This is a genomic window from Erwinia mallotivora (assembly GCF_000590885.1).
Taxonomy (GTDB): Bacteria; Pseudomonadota; Gammaproteobacteria; order Enterobacterales; family Enterobacteriaceae; genus Erwinia; species Erwinia mallotivora.
This window is the reverse complement of the sequence record NZ_JFHN01000028.1, coordinates 40802-62201: the sequence shown is the minus strand read 5'-3', so window position 1 is coordinate 62201 and position 21400 is coordinate 40802. Positions and strand designations below refer to the sequence as shown.

Below are 21400 nucleotides of genomic sequence, written 5' to 3'. Positions count from 1 at the left end.
CAGAAGTGAAACGCCGTAGCGCCGATGGTAGTGTGGGGTCTCCCCATGCGAGAGTAGGGAACTGCCAGGCATCATATAAAGCGAAGACCCCGACCGGAAGGCCGGGGTTTTTTGCGTTGTGTCCGGGTAAAAAAAGCGGACAGCCCCATCCGGGCCGACTTTTTCCTCTGAAGGCCTCAGCGCCGGTTGCGCAGCCATGCGGCAATAAAATCAGCAATCTGCGGCGGGTCATTGAGATCCAGCAGGGGGCACGTCACCGGGATGCTGCGGTCGCTGGCCTGTCCGGCAGCAGGTTCGCACACGTCAAAGGCCCGCCAACGCCCCTGTACGCGCCTGCCAGCCACGTTCCTTTCCGTTTCTTGTACTGATATCCCGCCTTATTACCCTCCCCCTGCTGTCAGAGAAAATCCCCAGTTTTTCAGGGACAAACCTCGCATTTGCATCAAAAAATCGCTTCTGTATCGGGCACATTTTTCTGCCTGAGATGAAACATTTTCAACTATCAGATGAGGCCTCGACATTTGTCGGGTGCCACGCTATCTTCGGCTGTCTGGATGTCTGAACGTTTAAATGGTTAGTTGAGGAAAAGGTTATGCCAATCAGGGTGCCTGATGAATTACCAGCAGTGAATTTCCTGCGCAACGAGAATGTCTTTGTGATGACGTCTTCGCGCGCCAGTATTCAGGAAATTCGCCCGTTAAAAGTGCTGGTGCTGAATCTGATGCCGAAAAAGATCGAAACTGAAAACCAGTTTCTTCGCCTGCTTTCCTACTCGCCGCTTCAAATCGATATCCAGTTGCTGAGAATTGACAATCGTGAATCGCGCAATACCCCGATGGATCATCTGAATAATTTCTACTGTAATTTTGATGATATACAGCATGATAATTTTGACGGCCTGATCGTCACTGGCGCACCGCTGGGACTGATCGATTTTAATGATGTCGCTTACTGGCCGCAGATCCAGAGCGTGTTGCACTGGGCAAAAGAGCATGTTACTTCCACACTGTTTGTATGCTGGGCAGTCCAGGCAGCACTGAATATTCTTTACGGTATCCCTAAGCACACCCGTGAGAAGAAACTCTCTGGCGTGTTCGAACATCAAATCCTGCACCCTCACGCGTTGCTCACCAGGGGGTTCGATGACAGTTTCCTGGCACCGCATTCACGCTATGCTGATTTTCCTGCTGAACTAATACGTGATTACACCGACCTGGATATCTTCGCGGAGTCAGAAGAAACGGGAGCATACCTGTTCGCCAGCAAGGATAAGCGTCTGGCTTTTGTTACCGGCCATCCTGAATATGATGCTCTGACGTTAGCTGGTGAGTACCATCGTGACTGTGAAGCCGGACTGAATCCTGAAGTGCCCCACAACTATTTCCCACACAACAATCCGGCATTGCCCCCGCGCGCCAGCTGGCGCAGCCACGGCAACCTGCTGTTTTCTAACTGGCTAAACTATTACGTTTACCAGATTACTCCATATGATCTGCGGCATATGAATCCTACGCTTGAGTAGCCTGTAGCTATATCCGTGTAATTATTATTTCCGTCAGATATGGCCGGTTTGCCTGTCACCCGGCTAGTGCAATATCGAACGTTGGCCGGCGTCGGAACTGCACTGATTGCCGATGTAAACCGGCAGCCCGCTATTTTCAGGCCGACGGCGTTTCGGCCTGCTGCTCCTCTCTGACCTCAACGGCAATATACAATGCATCGTAGCGCCAGTACTCAATGTCACAGTCGATGATCCGGTCATCCCGGTCACGGTTAATGCGGGTGATAAACAGTGCCGGACTGCCTGCTGCCACCTTCAACGCTGGCGCGGCAGATTTAGGTAGCGGCATAGGCAGCATGTTAAACCCTACCCGCCCATAACGAATCCCGTACTCCTGCTGATACAAACAGGTAAGCGAACGGGTCAAATCAAAGCTCAGCAGATCAGGAAAATAGTGGGGATTGAGATAGTGCTCGACATAGAGCACGGCACGCCCATCAATACGCCGCAGTCGACAGATGCGATACACATCATCCCCTTCGTGCATTTCCAGTTTCGCCGCGACGTCAAGACTGACTTTTACCTTGCGGGCGTCCAGCACCTCGGTCTGCGCCGTGCGCCCTTGCTGTTCAGCCATGGCGTGAAAGTGGCTGCGCAACAGGGGATCATAGGCCAGTCGTGGTGGGGCAATAAACCAGCCACGCCGCAGTTCACGATAGATCATTCCCTGTGATTCCAGCTGTCCCAGCGCTTCACGTAAAGTGATGCGGGTCGTGGAGAACTGCTCGCTCAGCTCACGCTCGGAAGGCAGTCGGCCACTGGCGGCAAAATCGCCTTCTCTGATACGTACGGCCAGCGTCTGACAAATCACATCCACAGTTAATGCTTTCATCACATCAATGCCTCAGTTTGGTGCGAAGCTGCACAGAATCAGAACGCCCGAAACATCTCCTCCCCAGACTGATATCGTGCCCTCTTTCTGGACTAGTCCAGTGGGAATCGGCGCTGACATAAAACTGTCATCGGATCAGGCTAGATTGGCTCGGTTCTTGCTGGACTAGTCCAGTAAGCCATTCAACTTATCACCTGGAGCAGCAGTTATGAAATCTTTGTTCGCATCTGTGTTAGCCAGTGCCATTTTCCTTGCCCTGCCGGGTGCTCACGCCGCAGGTAACGACCTTGCCACGCTGGAAAAGGCGGCGAAGAGTGAAGGACAGGTCAACAGCGTCGGTATGCCGGACAGCTGGGCGAACTGGAAAGAAACCTGGGCCGACATCACCAGTAAATATGGTATTCAGCACAGTGATACTGACATGTCAAGCGCCCAGGAACTGGCGAAATTTGCTGCTGAGAAAAGCAATGCCAGCGCCGATATTGGTGATGTGGGCGCGGCTTTTGGTCCTGTTGCCGTACAGAAAGGCCTGGCTCAGCCTTACAAACCCACGAACTGGGATCAGGTGCCTGCCTGGGCGAAAGATCCGGAAGGTAACTGGATGCTGGCTTACACCGGCACCATTGCATTTATCGTTAATAAAGATCAGGTGAAAGATGTGCCGCACAGCTGGGCCGATCTTAAAAAAGGTAAATATGTGGTGACTATTGGTGATGTGGGCGTGGCGGCGCAGGCAGCAAACGGTGTGCTGGCGGCAGCTTATGCCATGGGGGGTAGCGAAAAGAACCTTAAGCCTGCTCTGAATTTCTTTAGCGACCTGGCGAAAGAAGGTCGTCTTGGCGTCACCGATCCGGTAATTGCCAATATCGAGAAGGGCGAGATTCAGGTGGCGGTGGTGTGGGACTTTAATGGTCTGAACTACCGCGATCAGATTGATAAAAATCGTTTTGCCGTGGTGATCCCCTCTGATGGCAGTATCACCTCCGGCTATACCACCATCATTAACAAATATGCGAAGCATCCTAACGCCGCCAAACTGGCGCGTGAATATATCTTTTCTGATGCCGGTCAGATTAACCTGGCTCGCGGCTATGCCCGCCCGATCCGCGCCGAACATCTGACCCTGCCTGCTGACGTTCAGGCAAAGCTGCTGCCCAACTCTGAGTATAAAAATGCCCATCCAATTGCGGATACCGAGGCCTGGGATAAAGCCAGCAAAATGCTGCCGCGTCTGTGGCAGGAAAACGTCATTATCAACATGAAGCAATAAGGACCGGCGATGAAAACGATTCTGGTGGTGCTGGACGGTCTGAGTTACAGCGTGGCACAACATGCGATGGGCTATTTGCAGGCGGAATGTGCTCAGGGAAACGGACAGCTCTACCAGATGACATGTGAGCTGCCCTCGCTTTCCCGTCCTTTATACGAATGCATTCTTACCGGGGTGACGCCGGTGAACAGCGGTATTATTCACAACGGTGTCAACCGGTTAAGTAAAGAACGCAGTATTTTTCACTACGCCCGCGCCTGCGGTCTGACGACGGCCGCCGCCGCATACTACTGGGTTAGTGAGCTGTATAATCGTTCACCCTGGCTGTCTGTTCGCGATCGTCACACGACAGACACGGAACTGCCGATTCAGTACGGTCATTTTTACCACGATGACAGCTATCCGGATTCACACCTGTTTGAAGATGCGGAAAGTTTGCGCCTGCGTGTTGATCCACATTTTCTGCTGATCCACCCGATGAATATTGATGATGCCGGCCATCAGTTTGGCCTCTCGACGGCACAGTACCGGAATCGTGCGCGGATGGCTGACGGCTATCTTTCGCACTGGATGCCGGGATGGCTGGCGGAGGGTTACCAGGTGGTGGTGACTTCCGACCACGGAATGAACGACGATCGCAGCCACGGGGGGACGCTGCCGGAAGAGACACAGGTGCCGCTGTTTGTCTTTGGTAAATCCTTCTCTCTGCAAACGTCGGTGGTTCCATTGCAGACCGAACTCTGTGGCACCCTGTGCGAGATTCTGGGGGTGGCGCACGATAAGCCGGTCTGCACGGCGCTACTCAATCAGGAGCGCGCATAATGAAAGGAAAAGGAATCGCGCTGCTGTGTCTGTTGCCCTTTGCGCTGTTTTATCTTGCTTTTCAGGTCGCTCCGCTGGTGTGGATTGCCATCAACAGTTTCTACAGCGAAATGAACGAAGCCTGGGGTTGGGGAAATTACATTGATATTCTCACCTCCGGTTTCTATCAGCAGGCCATCCGTTTCTCGCTGGAGATCTCTTTCTGGTCGAGCCTCTACGGACTGATTATTGCGTTGCTGGGGGGATACTCACTGCATCAGCTGGGGGGAGGTAAATTGCACCGTTTTTTCATCTCCTTCACCAACATGACCAGTAACTTCGCGGGTGTACCGCTGGCATTTGCCTTTGTGATCCTGCTGGGACTGAATGGCTGCCTGACGTTGCTGATGCGCAGCCACGGGCTGATGGAAAGTTTTAAGCTTTACTCTGGCAGTGGATTGATTGTGGTTTACACCTGGTTCCAGATTCCCCTGGGTCTTCTCCTTCTCTATCCCGCCTTCGACGGGCTGAAAAAAGACTGGCAGGAGTCAGCGGCACTCCTTGGTGCCAGCCGCTGGCGCTACTGGTGGCACATCGGGCTGCCAATCCTCACGCCAGCGCTACTCGGTACTTTCGTTATTTTGCTGGCTAACGCCCTGGGCGCTTACGCCACCATTTATGCCCTGACCACCGGAAACTTCAATGTGGTGCCGGTACGAATTGCGGCGCTGGTTTCGGGAGATATTTCCCTCGACCCCAATATGGGCAGCGCGTTGGCGATGTTGCTGGTGGTGCTGATGTCGGCAATCACCGTGGTTCATCAGTGGCTGGTTCGTCGCAGCTACCAGAATGCACGCTGACAGGAGAGGACAATGTCGAGAAGTGAATATATTTATCATCGGGTGATTATCTGGCTGGTCTTGCTGATTCTGGCGCTGCCGCTGGTGGCGACTCTGCTCTACGCGCTGGCAACGGAATGGGGGGCCACCATCCTGCCGGATGGTTTCACCCTCAAATGGATGGCGCAACTGTGGCAGGATCCGCGCTTTTTGCTGGCCCTGTGGCACTCACTGCTGATTTGCTTTGGTGCGTTGCTGTTTTCCCTGGTGCTGGTGCTACCCGTAATGTTTGTGATCGCTTACTACTTTCCTAAACTCGATGTGGTAATGAATGTATTGATCCTGCTGCCCTTTGCTATCCCGCCTGTGGTGTCATCGGTCGGGTTGTTACAGCTCTATTCAGCCCCTCCGCTGATGCTGACCGGTTCACCGTGGATCCTGATTGGCTGCTATTTCACTATCGCACTGCCGTTTATCTGGCGTGCCATCAGCAACAATATGCAGGCGATTAATATAAGAGAGTTGATCGATGCGGCTCATCTGCTGGGTGCCACCACCTGGCAGGCGGCGTTGATGGTGGTGCTGCCCAATCTGCGCAAAGGGGCATTGATTGCGGTGTTGCTTTCTTTCTCTTTCCTGATTGGTGAGTTTGTATTCGCTAACCTGCTGGTTGGCACCAACTATGAAACCTTACAGGTTTATCTCTATAACGTGCGCAATGCCAGTGGGCATTTCAGTAGCGCACTGGTTATCTCCTATTTCTTTGTTGTGTTGCTGGTCACCTGGCTGGCAAATGCCCTGAACCGCGAGAGAGGCTGAAGATGAATTCATGGCTGAATGTGACCCAACTGAATAAAAGCTACGGCCCGACCGCGATATTTGAAGATATTAATTTCAGTGCGGGTGAAGGGGAATTTGTCACCCTGCTGGGGCCGAGCGGCTGCGGAAAATCGACCCTGTTACGCTGTCTTGCCGGACTGACCCCGGTCGACAGCGGGCAAATTCTGTTGCAGGGACAGGATATCGTGCCGCTGACGCCGCAGAAACGTGCAATCGGCATGGTGTTTCAAAGCTACGCACTGTTTCCAAACATGACCGTAGAGCGCAACGTGGCATTTGGCCTGAAAATGCAGAAGCTGAAGCCAGCCGATATCCAGCGGCGGGTGGCAGAAGCACTGGAGCTGGTGGAGCTGAACGATTATGCCAGACGTTACCCACATCAGCTTTCCGGCGGCCAGTGTCAGCGGGTGGCACTGGCGCGTTCGCTGGTCACCCGGCCCCGCCTGCTGCTGCTGGATGAACCGCTCTCGGCGCTGGATGCGCGTATCCGTCGCCACCTGCGCGATCAGATCCGTCGTATTCAGAAAGAGCTGAATCTGACCACGCTGTTTGTCACCCACGATCAGGAAGAGGCGCTGTCACTTTCAGACCGTATTGTACTGATGAACAAAGGAAAAATTGTACAGAACGGTAACGCGGAATCACTCTACACTCAGCCTGCGAATCTGTTCGCGGCCGGATTTATCGGCAATTACAACCTGCTGACGGCCGAGCAGGCCCACCGCCTGACCGGAGACACCTTTACACAACAGGTGGCGCTGCGTCCTGAATCGGTGGCGTTCTGTGCATTGTCGCAGGGGATCCCCGCAGAAATTCTCAGTCACAGCCTGTTGGGTAACGTCATTCGCTATCGTGTACGGGCGCGGGAAGTTGAGCTGTGGGTTGATGTTCTGAACCGTTCTCCGGACGATTTGCACCCGGCGGGATATCAGGTGGGGCTGCTGTTGGATAAGCTTACTTTGCGTGAGGTTGCCTGATAGCTACGAACTATCACGCTGATTAAAAACATTTTTTCAGCGGATCGGCTAAACTTAACCGGGTCAGCAGGCAAATTGCCTGCCCTGAATCTGTTATGTTTGCCTGGCTGTGAGGTCGATACCAGTGTTAACCCTGCTAAACCTTCTTTCCGCCGTAGCGCTGCTGGTCTGGGGAACGCACATTGTGCGAACCGGGATTATGCGCGTCTACGGCGCTGACTTGCGCCGCGTGCTGAGTCGCAGCGTGTCTAAAAAACCTATGGCCTTTGTCGCCGGAATTGGCGTGACGGCGCTGGTGCAAAGCAGCAATGCCACTACGCTGCTGGTCACCTCGTTTGTCGCTCAGGAACTGGTGGGACTGACGCCTGCGCTGGTGATTATTCTGGGGGCGGATGTGGGTACGGCGCTGATGGCGCGTCTGCTGACATTTGATCTCTCCTGGCTGTCACCGTTATTTATTTTCTTCGGCGTGGTGTTCTTTCTTGGCCGTAAGCAGACCCGCGCCGGGCAACTGGGCAGAACCAGCATCGGACTGGGGCTGATCCTGCTGGCGTTGCAGCTGATTGTCGCCGCCGCCACGCCCATCACCCAGGCTGCCGGGGTGAAAGTGCTGTTCTCTTCACTTACCGGCGATGTAATGCTGGATGCGCTGTTGGGTGCTGTATTCGCCATCATCAGTTACTCCAGCCTGGCGGCGGTGCTGCTGACCGCCACCCTCACCGCCACCGGGGTTATCTCTTTTAAAGTGGCGCTGTGTCTGGTGATTGGCGCAAATCTTGGCAGCGGCTTGCTGGCAATGCTTAACAACAGCACCTCGAACGCGGCCGGTAAGAGGGTGGCGCTGGGCAGCCTGCTGTTTAAGTTTATTGGTTCACTGATCGTACTGCCTTTTATCGATCCCCTGTCCGAGCTGCTGCATAAACTGCCGGTCAATGACGAAGAGTTGGTGATTTTCTTTCACGTCTTCTACAACCTGATCCGCTGTCTGATTATGGTGCCTTTCACCGGCGCGATGGCCACGCTGTGCTGTAAGTTAATTCGTGAGGAGCCTGAAACCGACCAGCGACTAAAACCCCGGCACCTTGATCCCAGTGCGCTGGATACGCCGGCGCTGGCGCTGGTTAATGCCTCGCGCGAGACGTTGCGTATTGGTGACGTTGTGGAACAGATGCTGGCGGCTTTTGGCAAAGTGGTCCACGGTGAACTGCGCGAAGAGCGCGAGATCCGCAAGCTGGATGATGATGTGGATGTGCTGTATACCGCTATCAAACTCTACCTGGCGCAGATGCCCAAGGAAGATCTGCCGGAAGAGGACTCCCGCCGCTGGGCGGAGATTATTGAAATGGCGCTGAACCTTGAGATGGCGGGGGATATCCTGGAAAGAATGAGTGGCGACGTGGCCGACAAATCGCTGGCGGCTCGCCGTGCGTTCTCCATCGAAGGAAGAGAAGAGTTGGACGGCCTGCTGGAACAGCTTTCTGCCAACCTGCGTCTCAGCCTGTCGGTCTTTTTATCCCGAGATATCACCACGGCCAAACGGTTACGCCGTTCCAAGCATCGCTTTCGTATTCTGAACCGGCGCTACTCCCATAAACATGTTGATCGCCTGCATCAGCATAATGTGCAAAGTATTGAAACCAGCTCATTACACCTGGGTCTGCTTGGCGACATGAAACGACTTAACTCGTTGTTTTGTGCGGTAGCCTACAGCGTGCTTGAACAGCCGGATGATGACCGTGGTGAAGAGTGAATGGCCCCTGGCAGGCAGGGGCGTTGATCAATTACTTTTTATCAACCGCTTTGCCTGACCAGTAACCCGCCAGCAGAGAGCCGGAAAGGTTGTGCCAGACAGAGAACAGCGCGCCCGGCAGAGCCGCCAGCGGGGAGAAGTAAAGCTTACCCAGCGTGGCGGCCAGACCGGAGTTCTGCATCCCCACCTCCAACGCCAGCGTCCGGCAGGTTGACTCGTCAAAGCCAAACAACCTGCCACCCCAGTAGCCGCCAAGCAGCCCGATGGCGTTATGCAGCATCACCGCCACAATCACCATCAGGCCCACCGAGCCAATAAAGCTTTGGCTGCCTGCCACTACCGCACTGATAATCAGCAAAATACAGACCATCGAAAAGGCGGGCAGATAAGGCTCCACGCGCTTTACCAGCCCAGGCAGTGAGTGATGAATGATCAGTCCAATAGTGATGGGCACCACCACGATTTTTACAATGCTCAGCAACATGCCCACTACATCAACCTGGATATGCGTATCGACATAAAGTTTGGTCAACAGTGGCGTGGCAAACACCCCGACCAGTGCGGAAACAGAAGAGATGGTGACGGAGAGCGCCACATCGCCCTTCGCCAGATAGATCATCACATTTGATGCGGTTCCACTGGCCACGCTGCCTACCAGAATCATGCCTGCGGCGAGATCGGGCGGCATATTAAACAGCTTTGCCAGGCCCCAGGCGGCCAGCGGCATCACCAGATAGTGCAGAAAGGTCCCCGCCAGCACCGGAGCAGGGCGGGTCAGTACCCGTCTGAAATCGTTGATGTTCAACGTGACACCCATGCCGAACATAATCAGCATCAGCAAATATGTCACCCACGGGCCAATGCTGAGAAACGGCGTCGGCGCGTAGTAAGCGATGGCAGAAAGTAGTAGCGCCCATAGTGGAAACAGGCGGGTAAAAGTGGCGAGCATAGCCAGATTTCCTCTGTACGAGTGGTTGCCAGCAAAGGTTGCGGCTGAAGTGGACGCAGAATCATAGCATTAAAACGGGAAGGAAAAAGAAGGGATAAGCAACGCAGGCGGGTGCAGTGTGACCCCGCCTTATGGACTGTTACTCTTTGGTTTCCAGCAGCGTGCGATAGATCAGACCACCTGCGACACCGCCGACGATGGGCATCAACCAGAACATCCACAGCTGGCTAAGCGCCCAGCTTCCCTGGAAGATGGCTACGGCGGTGCTACGCGCCGGATTGACCGAGGTGTTGGTGACCGGAATGCTGATCAGATGGATTAACGTCAGCGCGAGGCCAATGGCGATGGGTGCAAAACCTGCTGCCGCACGTTTATCGGTTGCGCCATGAATGACAATCAGGAATACGGCGGTCAATATCCCTTCGGTCACCATGCCGGAGAGCAGTGAGAAACCGCCTGGTGAGTACTCACCATAGCCGTTTGCCGCAAAACCACTGGCGCTGGCATCAAATCCTGTCTGGCCACTGGCAATCACATAAAGCACACCCGCAGCCGCCAGACCACCCAGCACCTGCGCGGCCACATAGCCAATAATCTGCGACGTCGGGAAGCGACCACCGGCCCAAAGTCCCAGGGTGACGGCTGGATTAAAATGACCGCCTGAAATATGGCCGACGGCATAAGCCATCGTTAATACGGTCAGTCCGAATGCCAGCGCCACGCCAACAAAACCAATTCCCAGCTGAGGGAAAGCAGCAGCCAGCACCGCACTGCCACATCCGCCAAATACCAGAACAAAGGTCCCTGTAAATTCCGCAAAAAGTTTTTTCATCCTTAACCTCACAGTTTTATTCTTAAGCGCGTAATTATTACCGTAATAAGCTGTATTTCAATGCAATGGATCAAGTGTAATACGGTAAAAAAAGGACTTGTGTGAATTAAGGATTATTCGATGTGAAGATAAGATTATTTATTGCAACAACTGGTCTTGTTATTAACAAAATAATAAAGAAGCGGCGGCGGGAATATTACAAAATTAATAAAAAAACCGGGCCAGGCCCGGTCAGAATATTTTTTGACGCTATTCAAATAAATTATGATGCAGCGTCTGCACCACCTGTTCAGCATCATTACCTGGAACAAGAAAACACAAATTATAACTGCTGGCACCGTAACAAATCAGCCGCAAATTAAAAGGTTCCAGTACGCCAAACACTTCTTTTCCGACACCGCAGGCTTTGGAGAGGTTATTGCCGATAATAGCAATCAACGCCAGGTTCTCTTCCACCTCGACCCGGCAAAGCGACGAGAGTTCGGTCAGCAGTGCCTGAGTCAGCAGGCTCTCACCGGTTGAGGTAGAGCCAGTGGTATCCAGCGTTAAGGCGACGCTGACCTCTGAGGTGGTAATCAGGTCCACAGAAATATTGTGGCGCGCCAGGATATCGAACACTTCAACCAGGAAGCCACGCGCGTGAAGCATATTCAGGCTGTGCAGCGTCAACAGCGTCTGCTTGCGGCGCAGGGCCAGCGCCCGGAACAGCGGTGGATTCTGCATCTGATTACAGACGCGGGTGCCGCCTGCGGCAGGATCTTTGCTGGAACCGACAAAAACCGGAATATTGCAGCGCACCGCAGGCAGCAGCGTCGCCGGGTGCAGTACTTTTGCCCCAAAGGTGGCCATCTCCGCCGCTTCTTCAAAGGTGATTTCGTCAATGCGCTTGGCGGCGGGGACCACCCGGGGATCGGTGGTGTAAATGCCCGCCACATCGGTCCAGATATCGATACGGCTGGCATGCAGTGCTTCACCCAGCAGTGCCGCCGTATAGTCGCTGCCGCCACGGCCCAGGGTGGTGGTGCGGCCTTTCGCTTCGCTGCCGATAAAACCCTGCGTCACAATCAGTTCTTCAGAAAGGCGTGGCGCCAACTGGGTGCGCGCCAGCTCTGCCAGCTGTGACACATCGGGTTCAGCACGACCAAAGCGGTCGCTGGTGCGCATCACTTTACGCACATCGAACCATCCGGAAGCGACCTTGCGCTGCCGCAATACCTCGACGAACAGCAGGCTGGACATCAGCTCACCGTGGCTGACCAGTTCGTCAGTCAGCGCGGTGGATGTCGCCAGCGCAGCGGCTTCGGAGAGCATGGTGATGTTTTCCAGCAGGCGATCGATTTCTTCGCGGATGACATCCGGCTGCGTCAGCTGGTCAATGATTGCGTACTGGATACGGCGAATTTCGTCCAGCAGATAAGCACGTTGCTCCTGCTCCTGTCCATCCGCCAGCGATACCAGCAAATTGGTGACCCCGGCGGAAGCTGAAAGCACCACCAGGCGTACATTCGGGTCCATCAGCACCACATCGGCGCTGCGATTCATCGCGGCAAAATCGGCAACGCTGGTACCGCCAAATTTCGCCACGATTAATGAAGATTGGGACATGTGTTGACATACCTCGTGTCAGGTTAGATTCCATCAGCCTTGGCACAAGGAAAGAGCAGAAACGGGGTAGACGTAGAAAAGGGTTTTACTACGAGTCACCCAGAAGCGCCCCACCTTGTTGACCCGAACACCCGGGGCGGCAACGTTGTGCTGCGACCCAGGTGAATCAGGTAGGGATCGTCCAACTATTGAACCGATCCTGGTGACAACCCAAGGGATTCAGCCCCTGTAGCCGATACTTACCACCCGCGTGGTTTGTACCTCGGCGTCGCACCCCTTGATGTGTTATCTGCGGATTCGGTTCCTCCAACACACTGCCTGGGCGACGCGCCTCTTCTGGCATGCGCATCCTGGATGCGCAACAAGCCGACTACAAATAGCCGTTTATGCTGCCGCTGTCAATTACTGTCGTCTGTATAGGGTTCATTTTGCACCAGAGCGACCAGCGTACAGGGAAGCGTTGGCGTACTTTCACCGCGTACCATTTTCAGCACACCCTTCTCCTCTACAAACAGCGGAATGACACCCTGATTTTTTTCCAGATACGCCAGCCAGCCGAAATTTTCGTTCAACTGAGTGGCTTTGATCACCGCGCCTTTCGCCAGCAGGCTGCTGAGTTGGGCATAACTTTGCTCCTGGCCAAACAGCACCTCATGACGATGAAAGCGCGGGCTTTCAGTATCGCGGCGTCCCTTTAATGGTGCGCCGGAACGGATAGCAGCCACGTTTTCATCACCAAAGATATGGCTGAAATGGTACACCGCCAGGGCATTCTGATGACGATCAGGTGAAAGGGCAATCACCTGTGACGTTTCGCTCAGGTCGAGAAAATTCTCCGCATGATCTGACCAGGCATTGCCATAATAAGCGGGAATCCCCTCCATTCTCGCCAGCCGGTACTGTTCCCAGCTACTGTCAGTCAGCAGCACCGGGATATCCAGCTTTTGCAGCGCGGCTGCCAACGCCCGCGCAACGCTGTTAGCGCCGGTAATCAGGATGCCGCGAGGCTGACGCTGTTGTACCCGCAACAGGCGGGCCAGCACAGAACTGGTCAGGCTTTGCAGCACCACGGTGCCGATAATCACCGCAAACACCACCGTAACCAGCCTGTCTGCCCCGGCATAGCCGGTTTTCTCCAGCGTCAGAGCAAACAGAGAGCTGACTGCGGCTGCCACAATGCCACGCGGCGCGATCCAACTGAGCAGCAAGCGTTCGCGCCAGTGTAGCGACGACCGAAAGGTTGAAACGGCAATACACAACGGGCGGGCAACAAACTGCACCACCAGTAGCAGGCCTGCCAGCGGCCAGCCCATCGCCACCAGTGCGTTCAAATCCAGGCGGGCTGCCAGAATAATAAACAGGGCCGAGATCAGCAGTGCAGAGAGTTCTTCTTTGAAGGCGATGATTTCGCTGAGATCGACACCACGCATATTTGCCAGCCAGATCCCCATCACCGTTACCGTCAGCAGGCCGGACTCGTCCGCCAGCGCGTTCGACAGGCCAAAAGCGGTGAGCATCACCGCCAGCACCGCGAAGTTTCGCAGATAGCCGGGCAGCCAGACCCTTTTCAACGCCAGGCCCATCAGCCAGCCGAACAGCGCGCCTGCGATAAGGCCTGTTGCAGTGGTCAGACTTAAGGTCCACAGTAAATGCGTTAACGATTCAGCTTTTTGCTGAAGCACAATGAATTCGAATACCAAAAGCGTAAAAATGGCCCCTACCGGATCGATGACGATGCCTTCCCAACGTAACACCTGATTGATCGCTTTCTTTGGTCGAACCACACGCATCAGGGGCGCGATAACGGTAGGGCCGGTCACCACGGTGACGGCACCCACCAGGGCTGCGAGTTCCGCAGGAAAATCCAGCAATATCCGGCAAGCCAGACCAATGATCAGAAAGGTTATCAGCATCCCGATGGAAACCAGATTACGCACGACCTTTCCCAGACCGCGTATTTCTTTGAAGCGTAAAGTCAGCGCGCCTTCAAACAGAATGATCGCCACCGACAAGGAGACCAGCGGAAACAGCAGCGAGCCAAACAGGGCATCGGGTTGCAGAATATGTCCGACTGGTCCCAGGACAATGCCGAAAACCAGCAGAGGTAAAATAGCCGGAAGACGCAGCAGCCACGCCAGCCACTGGGCTACCAGCGAACTTAATCCAATGATTACCAACAGCAGTGGGGCAGACATCGCCATAAAATTTTTCCTTTCGACAGTAAGTGTGGTCATACTGAAACGCTGAGCGGATCGTCTCCACGCCGACTGAATTATAAATAGCCCCGGACAAAACGAGAGAAATTCTCTCGTCTGATAGCTGTAACCTGTTGCAGGAAAAGGGGAGCTGATGGCTCGCAACAGGTAACATGGCGTCCGGTTTGACTTACGGTTCTCAATTGAAAAAGAGTGTGTTGCTATGAAAAGTATTAATCCGACACAAACCGCTGCCTGGCAGGCCCTGGAGCAGCATTTTGAGCAGATGAAAGATGTGCAGATAGCCGATCTCTTCGCCAGCGACAGCGATCGATTCAGCACCTTCTCTGCCACCTTCGACGACCAGATGCTGGTGGACTACTCGAAAAACCGTATCACCCGCGAAACGCTCAGTAAGTTACAGGATCTGGCGAAAGAAACTGATTTACAGGGTGCCATCAGGTCAATGTTTTCCGGCGAAAAAATTAACCGTACTGAAGACCGGGCCGTGCTGCATGTTGCTCTGCGCAATCGCAGCAACACGCCGATTAAGGTGGATGGCAAAGATGTGATGCCAGAGGTGAATGCGGTTCTGGAGAAAATGAAGTCGTTCTCTCAGCGCATCATCAGCGGTGAGTGGAAAGGCTACACCGGCAAAGCAATCACCGACGTGGTGAATATTGGTATTGGGGGTTCCGATCTGGGACCCTTTATGGTCACCGAAGCATTGCGGCCCTATAAAAATCACCTGAACATGCATTTTGTCTCTAACGTGGACGGCACGCACATTGCTGAAACGGTTAAGGATCTCAGCCCGGAAACCACGTTGTTCCTGGTTGCGTCGAAAACCTTTACCACGCAGGAGACCATGACCAATGCGCACAGTGCCCGCGACTGGTTCCTGCAAACGGCCGGTGATGAAAAGCATGTGGCAAAGCATTTTGCGGCACTCTCCACCAATGGCAAAGCTGTCGGTGAGTTTGGTATCGACACCGCAAATATGTTCGAATTCTGGGACTGGGTGGGTGGACGTTATTCCTTGTGGTCCGCTATTGGCCTGTCGATCATTCTGTCAATTGGCTTTGACAATTTCGAGCAGTTGCTCGGCGGCGCACATGCGATGGACAAGCACTTCTCCAGCACGCCAGTGGAGCAGAATCTGCCGGTAACCCTCGCGCTGATTGGCATCTGGTATAACAATTTCTTTGGTGCTGAAACCGAAGCCATTCTGCCCTACGACCAGTATATGCACCGCTTCGCGGCTTATTTCCAGCAGGGAAATATGGAGTCCAACGGTAAATACGTTGACCGCAATGGCTCTCCGGTAACCTGGCAGACCGGCCCGATTATCTGGGGAGAACCCGGTACCAACGGACAGCATGCGTTTTACCAGCTTATCCACCAGGGCACCAAGCTGGTTCCCTGTGACTTTATTGCCCCGGCGATTAGCCATAATCAGTTGGGCGATCATCATGACAAGCTGCTGTCAAACTTCTTTGCGCAAACCGAAGCGCTGGCCTTTGGTAAATCACGCGAAGTGGTGGAGAAAGAGTTTGCCGATGCTGGTAAAGATGCGAAATCGGTTGAACACGTGGTGCCATTTAAGGTCTTTGAAGGCAACCGTCCAACTAACTCGATCCTGCTGCGTGATATCACGCCATACAGCCTGGGCGCGTTAATCGCCCTGTATGAGCATAAAATCTTCACCCAGGGGGCCATCCTTAACATCTTTACTTTTGATCAGTGGGGTGTCGAGTTAGGTAAACAGCTGGCTAACCGCATTCTGCCAGAGCTTTCTGGTGGTGAGCAGGTGACCAGCCACGACAGCTCGACTAATGGTCTGATCAATCGTTACAAAAACTGGCGCGCATAATCTTTTGCCAGAGATGAATTAATTATTTTCAGGGCCGGATGCGACAGCAACGGCCCTTTTTGATGCGCAGAAAAAAATCGCCAATATATCTGAATGCTGCTAAATTCATCTGACCCATTATTCCTGAGAAAAATCTTAAAATTTATTGCAATAGCTGGATTTATAACAAGATAATTCTGAAACATTACCCTTTTCGGACCGATCTTATTACGATATTAAGATGGGTTAATGTTTTGATATATATGATTTTTTTGTTATTTTTGTGCGGATTTCCTCCATAACTAATATATTTTGCACACTCAGTAAGGTTATTAGTCGGTGTGACTGGTATACCAGCTCATTACAGTAATTCATGCTATTACATTGCCGTAATTATTATAAATACGCTTAAAAATGCCAAAAAAACTTTATTTTAATCAGAATTAATCCGCCTCCAACCTTCATTGTTCTGCCATGAATTCTGGTAATTTATTGCCTTATACTGAACGCGCCTGAAACCCTTCAGGTTGAGTATCCATTCATTTAATGAAGGGAAAATGTTATGAAAAAAGTCATATGTGCTGTTGCAGCCATAGTGTACTTAGCGGGAGCTTCTGCTGCGTTCGCCGCGCCTGAAGAGGCAGGTAGTGCAGCAGGCGCAACGGCGGGAACGCTTTCCGCCGGCACCTCAACCGCGGTGGGTGTGGGTGCGCTTGGCGCACTGGTCGGTGTAGCGCTGGCAGCAAGCAGCGGCGGTAACGGTTCTAATACCGGAACCACTACCACAACCACCACGGGCACGACTCGTTAAGTTCGGTAAATTAATCATAACCACACAATTGTGTGGTTATTTTTTGACATTGTCAGACTTTGCTCAGGGATCCACTCCGGTGCGCTATATACCACTGTTGCTTTTATGCCTGTGTTTGCAGGCCTGTACTCAGACGCAAAAAGGACTTACCGATACTGTCGAACTCGCGCTGCTCGGGCCAGATGATGTTGAAGTGAGCAGCGAACAGATAGATAACCTTCCTTATGCCAGCATGTATCTGCGCCTGAATGACGGGCAGCGTATCTTTGTGGTGCTGGGCTTCGATGAAAATGGTCAGCAAAAATGGATCACCCGTGACCAGTCAGTGCTGGTCACCCAGCATGGCCGCGTAGTGAAAACGCTGGGACTCAGTGACAATCTGGTCAGCATAACTAACGCCGGTCAGGACCCGCTGTCTGCTCCATTGCAGCTACGTGAGGGAGCCAGCTGGACCAGCACACTGAGCTGGACCGAGGCCGGACACTTCCGCTCTGCCACCGCCGTATCACATTTCACCCGCAAGGATGATCAGGTGCTGGATCTGGCCGGTAAAAAAGTCGCCTGCCGCGTCTGGCAGGAGCAGGTCACACTACCGGAGAGTGGCAAGTCCTGGAGCAATACCTTCTGGTTCGATACCACTACAGGACAGGTTCGTCAGTCGCAGCAGATGCTGGGTGGGGCTGACTTCTCCGTTGAAACCATCATCTTGAAGCCCGCGAAATCATGAAAAAAATAACCTATCTTCTCGCAGGAATGGTGCTTGGTGCGTCGTCGCAGGTGTCTGCCGAAAGCCAGGTGACCGTCTTTTATCCGGGCCAAACCCAAACCGCCGTGGTCAGCCATGCACAGAATCTTGCACAACTGGTGACCAGCCCGGCGCTGATGGGCAGAACCTGGTGGCCAGGAACGGTGATCGCAGAAAAACTGGCAACGGCGGTGGCGGTGCAGCAGCAGCAGCAACTGTTGGCCCGGCTGCAAGGCTGGAGCGCTGAATTACGGGCAGATGATGATGCCGATAAAGCCGCGATTGTCGATAACGTCCGGCAGCAGGTAGCTGGCGTGAAAGTCACCGGGCGGCAGATTGCTAATCTCGACCCTGACTGGGTGCGGGTGCGTGCGGCGGACAATCGCCGTCTGGAAGGAGAATACAGCGTCTACACCCTGCAAAAACCGACCACCCTGATGGTCGCCGGACTGGTCAGCGGCAGTGGCAAAACGCCGTGGTTACCGGGGCGTACGGTGGTTGACTATCTTGATGAGCATCAGCGGCTTAACGGTGCGGAGCGTAATGTCGCCACGGTCATTGCGCCTTCAGGTGAAGTGTCGCAGGTGCCGGTCGCTTACTGGAACCATCGCCACACAGAGCCAGAAGCTGGCAGCATCATTTACCTTGGTTTCTCTTCCTGGTCGCTGCCCAGCCAGTATGAAGATCTTAACCAGCAGATTATTTCTGTTCTGACGCACCGGATCCCTGACTGATGAAAAAAACCTATCTTTTCAGCCTGCTGGCGATTTCCGTGGCTTGCGCGTGCCAGGCTCATGCCGACACCTTTGCCGATCCTGTTGGTCCTTCGCAGTCTGATTTTGGCGGCGTGGGGCTGCTACAGGTGCCCACTGCGAGAATGGCGAAGGATGGTGAATTCAGCCTGAACTACCGCTACAACGATCAGTACCGTTTTTACTCCTCATCGGTGCAGCTGTTTCCGTGGCTTGAAGCCACCATCCGCTATACCGATGTCAAAACCCGTAGCTACAGTGCGGTAGAAAGCTTCAGCGGTAGTCAGACCTATAAAGATAAGGCTTTCGACCTGAAAGTCCGTCTGTGGCAGGAAGGGTACTGGCTGCCGGAGGTGTCGGTAGGGGCGCGTGACCTGGGCGGTACTGGCCTGTTTGACAGCGAATATTTTGTGGCAACCAAAGCCTGGGGACCGTTTGATTTCACCCTCGGACTGGGATTTGGCTACCTTGGCAACAGCGGCACGGTGAAAAACCCATTCTGCCAGGCTGACAGCAGCTACTGTTACCGTTCAGACAGCAGTGGCACGGCAGGATCGGTCAACGGCAAAGATATGTTCAAAGGCCCTGCAGCGTTATTTGGCGGGATTGAGTATCAGACGCCGTGGCAGCCGCTGCGTCTGAAAGTGGAATATGAAGGCAATAACTACCAGGATGACTTTGCCGGTCGTCTTGAGCAAAAAAGCAAAGTTAACGTTGGCGCAATTTATCGTCTGACTGACTGGGCGGACGTGAATGTCAGCTACGAGCGCGGGAACACCTTTATGGCTGGCTTCACGCTGCGTTCAAACTTTAACGATTTGCGCTCTGCATCGGCCGATTTAGCTAAACCTGCTTACAAGCCGCAGCCACAGGATACTTTCCTTCAGCCCACGGTGGCCGCAGAGCAACTGACCGATTTGAAGTACAACGCCGGTCTTAACGCGCCAAATATGCAGGTGAAAGGCAACACCCTGTATGTCACCGGGCAGCAATCGAAGTATCGTAATACTCAGGAAGGCATCGATCGTGCGAATGTGATCCTGATGAATCATCTGCCGCAGAACATCGATACGCTGAACGTGACCGAAACCCGAAACCGTATGCCGCAGGTGACCACCGTCACCCGCGTTGACAGCCTGCGTCAGCAGCTGGAAGGTTATCCGCTCGGCAAAGAGAAAACGTTGGATCAGCAGCGGGTGGAGCCGGTCGACCCGGGCCGCACCGAGCAGGGATATCATATTGATCCTGACGATTTTAACTACAGCCTCTCTCCGGTGCTCAACCAGTCTGTGGGTGGTCCGGAAAGTTTCTACCTGTATCAGCTGGGTGTGATGGGGAATGCCAACTACTGGGTAACTAACCATCTGCTGCTGGACGGCAGCGTATTCGCCAACCTGGCGAACAACTACGATAAGTTCAGCTATAACGGTACGCCAACCGATTCAACGCTGCCGCGTGTGCGAACCCATATCCGCGACTACGTCGAGAACAATGTCTACGTCAATAACCTCCAGGCCAATTACATGCACGAGCTGGGTAACGGCTTCTATGGTCAGGTTTATGGCGGCTATCTGGAAACGATGTACGGTGGTGTGGGTGGCGAGGTGCTGTATCGTCCGCTTGATTCTGACTGGGCGTTGGGTGTTGATGCCAACTACGTCAAGCAGCGTGACTGGGACAATATGATGCAGTTCACCGACTACACGGCCAAAGTCGGTAACCTGACCGCTTACTGGCGGCCGTCGTTCTTCAACCATCAGGTATTGGTGAAGGCCAGCGTCGGCCAGTATCTGGCGGAAGATAAAGGGGTAACGATTGATGTCTCACGCCAGTTTGACAGCGGTATCATGGTCGGTGCTTATGCGACTAAAACCAATGTTTCCGCGCAGGAGTACGGCGAGGGCGATTTCACCAAAGGCTTCTACATCTCGATTCCAATGGATCTGTTTACCACCACGCCAACCCGTGGACGTGCGCAGGTCAACTGGACGCCGCTGACGCGTGACGGTGGTCAGATGTTGGGTCGCAAATACCAGCTGTATGATATGACCAGCGATCGGGATAAGAACTTCCGTTAAGGCGCGCTGCCAGCGCATTGCCTGCTGGAATAATGAAGGCAGGCTTTTGCCGCCGTGACCAACCCCATGTTTTTACGTGGGGTTTTTCTTTATTTGTCAGCCTTTTTTATGGGCTGAGGGTGCCGTCAGTGGCAACACCACCGGACATCTCGCAAAAACTTGTGAACTTCATCACGCTAAAGCATAGTGTACGGGTCGGGAGAATCCTGACGATTACCGTGACTTCTGAGGATTGTTTTGCATGATTACCGCCACGCGAATTGCCTGGGTTTTACAGATGGTGTTGAATATCGGCCTGATTATTCTGGCCTGTATTCTGGCTGTTTTTCTGGGCAAAGAAACTTACCATCTGGCTAATGTATTACTGAATACCGGTGAGCAGACCTCGTCTTATCTGCTGATTGAAGGAATCGTCATCTATTTTCTCTATTTCGAATTTATTGCCCTGATTGTTAAGTATTTTCAGTCGGGTTATCACTTCCCGCTGCGCTATTTTGTCTACATTGGCATTACCGCCATTATCCGGTTGATTATCGTCGATCATAAGAATCCCTTCGATACGCTGGCCTACTCCATCGCCATCCTCATCCTGGTCTTTACGCTCTGGCTGGCGAACAGCAACCGACTGAAGCGCGAATAATTCTCTCTTTCCTTCGGGCTGAGCTGTTAAACAGTGTCAGCACGGCTTTGCGGCTCAGTAAGCCGGTTAAC

At 53.5% G+C, this 21400-nt stretch carries 19 protein-coding genes and 1 riboswitch; of the genes, 13 read left to right on the top strand and 6 right to left on the bottom strand.

All coding sequences use genetic code 11. The features are described 5' to 3' along the window. Positions 1 to 176: 176 nt before the first annotated feature. Positions 177 to 344 (bottom strand): hypothetical protein, encoded by a 168-nt coding sequence (locus BG55_RS22780; protein ID WP_160170834.1) that lies wholly within the window; start codon positions 342 to 344, stop codon positions 177 to 179. A gap of 248 nt (positions 345 to 592) precedes the next feature. Here BG55_RS22780 and metA point away from each other — a divergent pair, with 248 nt between their 5' ends. Beyond that, positions 593 to 1522, top strand: a complete 930-nt coding sequence (gene metA / locus BG55_RS05175) for a homoserine O-acetyltransferase MetA (RefSeq protein ID WP_034935067.1) — start codon at positions 593 to 595, stop codon at positions 1520 to 1522. Positions 1523 to 1658: 136 nt separating this feature from the next. Here the strand turns inward: metA and BG55_RS05170 are convergent, their stop codons facing one another. Next, positions 1659 to 2393, bottom strand: coding sequence for a UTRA domain-containing protein (locus BG55_RS05170; RefSeq protein ID WP_034935065.1), 735 nt, complete (start codon positions 2391 to 2393; stop codon positions 1659 to 1661). Between the two features lie 208 nt (positions 2394 to 2601). On the opposite strand from BG55_RS05170, the gene BG55_RS05165 reads away from it, so the two are divergent. From BG55_RS05165 to BG55_RS05140, 6 genes are all read left to right on the top strand, one after another. Then, positions 2602 to 3663, top strand: a complete 1062-nt coding sequence (locus BG55_RS05165; RefSeq protein WP_034935063.1) for an ABC transporter substrate-binding protein — start codon at positions 2602 to 2604, stop codon at positions 3661 to 3663. A 9-nt stretch (positions 3664 to 3672) separates the two neighbouring features. Further along, positions 3673 to 4485, top strand: coding sequence for an alkaline phosphatase family protein (locus BG55_RS05160; RefSeq protein WP_034935061.1), 813 nt, complete (start codon positions 3673 to 3675; stop codon positions 4483 to 4485). Then, a complete protein-coding gene (locus tag BG55_RS05155) occupies positions 4485 to 5324 on the top strand; it encodes an ABC transporter permease (protein ID WP_034935059.1) in 840 nt (279 codons plus the stop codon). Before BG55_RS05160 ends, BG55_RS05155 begins: the two co-directional genes overlap by 1 nt. Positions 5325 to 5336: 12 nt before the next feature. Then, positions 5337 to 6122, top strand: a complete 786-nt coding sequence (locus BG55_RS05150) for an ABC transporter permease (protein ID WP_034935056.1) — start codon at positions 5337 to 5339, stop codon at positions 6120 to 6122. Positions 6123 to 6124: 2 nt separating this feature from the next. Continuing rightward, on the top strand, positions 6125 to 7120 hold the full coding sequence (locus BG55_RS05145; protein WP_034935054.1) for an ABC transporter ATP-binding protein: 996 nt from the start codon (positions 6125 to 6127) through the stop codon (positions 7118 to 7120). A gap of 124 nt (positions 7121 to 7244) precedes the next feature. Next, positions 7245 to 8870, top strand: a complete 1626-nt coding sequence (locus BG55_RS05140) for a Na/Pi cotransporter family protein (RefSeq protein WP_034935051.1) — start codon at positions 7245 to 7247, stop codon at positions 8868 to 8870. 31 nt (positions 8871 to 8901) lie between these two features. On the opposite strand, the gene panS is transcribed toward BG55_RS05140, so the two are convergent. From panS to BG55_RS05120, 4 genes are all read right to left on the bottom strand, one after another. Further along, positions 8902 to 9819, bottom strand: a complete 918-nt coding sequence (gene panS, locus BG55_RS05135) for a ketopantoate/pantoate/pantothenate transporter PanS (protein ID WP_034935048.1) — start codon at positions 9817 to 9819, stop codon at positions 8902 to 8904. Between the two features lie 139 nt (positions 9820 to 9958). Then, positions 9959 to 10651: an aquaporin Z gene (gene aqpZ, locus BG55_RS05130; RefSeq protein ID WP_034935046.1), complete on the bottom strand. Its 693-nt coding sequence runs from the start codon at positions 10649 to 10651 to the stop codon at positions 9959 to 9961. Positions 10652 to 10900: 249 nt separating this feature from the next. Continuing rightward, entirely contained in the window at positions 10901 to 12256 is a 1356-nt protein-coding gene (gene lysC, locus BG55_RS05125) for a lysine-sensitive aspartokinase 3 (RefSeq protein WP_034935045.1), read from the bottom strand. A 95-nt stretch (positions 12257 to 12351) separates the two neighbouring features. Beyond that, positions 12352 to 12600, bottom strand: a riboswitch (Lysine riboswitch). Positions 12601 to 12654: 54 nt separating this feature from the next. Then, positions 12655 to 14457, bottom strand: a complete 1803-nt coding sequence (locus tag BG55_RS05120) for a cation:proton antiporter (protein WP_034935043.1) — start codon at positions 14455 to 14457, stop codon at positions 12655 to 12657. A 217-nt stretch (positions 14458 to 14674) separates the two neighbouring features. Between BG55_RS05120 and pgi the strand changes: the two genes are divergently transcribed. The 6 genes from pgi (at position 14675) to psiE (ending at position 21329) form a co-directional block, all read left to right on the top strand. Continuing rightward, on the top strand, positions 14675 to 16324 hold the full coding sequence (pgi, locus tag BG55_RS05115; RefSeq protein ID WP_034935040.1) for a glucose-6-phosphate isomerase: 1650 nt from the start codon (positions 14675 to 14677) through the stop codon (positions 16322 to 16324). A 541-nt stretch (positions 16325 to 16865) separates the two neighbouring features. Continuing rightward, positions 16866 to 17114, top strand: coding sequence for an exopolysaccharide production protein YjbE (yjbE, locus tag BG55_RS05105; RefSeq protein WP_034935035.1), 249 nt, complete (start codon positions 16866 to 16868; stop codon positions 17112 to 17114). 79 nt (positions 17115 to 17193) lie between these two features. Continuing rightward, positions 17194 to 17841: a YjbF family lipoprotein gene (locus tag BG55_RS05100; protein WP_034935033.1), complete on the top strand. Its 648-nt coding sequence runs from the start codon at positions 17194 to 17196 to the stop codon at positions 17839 to 17841. Then, entirely contained in the window at positions 17838 to 18593 is a 756-nt protein-coding gene (locus BG55_RS05095; protein WP_034935031.1) for a capsule biosynthesis GfcC D2 domain-containing protein, read from the top strand. Before BG55_RS05100 ends, BG55_RS05095 begins: the two co-directional genes overlap by 4 nt. Beyond that, positions 18593 to 20689, top strand: a complete 2097-nt coding sequence (locus BG55_RS05090; protein ID WP_034935030.1) for a YjbH domain-containing protein — start codon at positions 18593 to 18595, stop codon at positions 20687 to 20689. Before BG55_RS05095 ends, BG55_RS05090 begins: the two co-directional genes overlap by 1 nt. 241 nt (positions 20690 to 20930) lie before the next feature. Beyond that, a complete protein-coding gene (gene psiE, locus BG55_RS05085) occupies positions 20931 to 21329 on the top strand; it encodes a phosphate-starvation-inducible protein PsiE (protein ID WP_034935027.1) in 399 nt (132 codons plus the stop codon). The last annotated feature ends 71 nt before the right edge of the window (positions 21330 to 21400 follow it).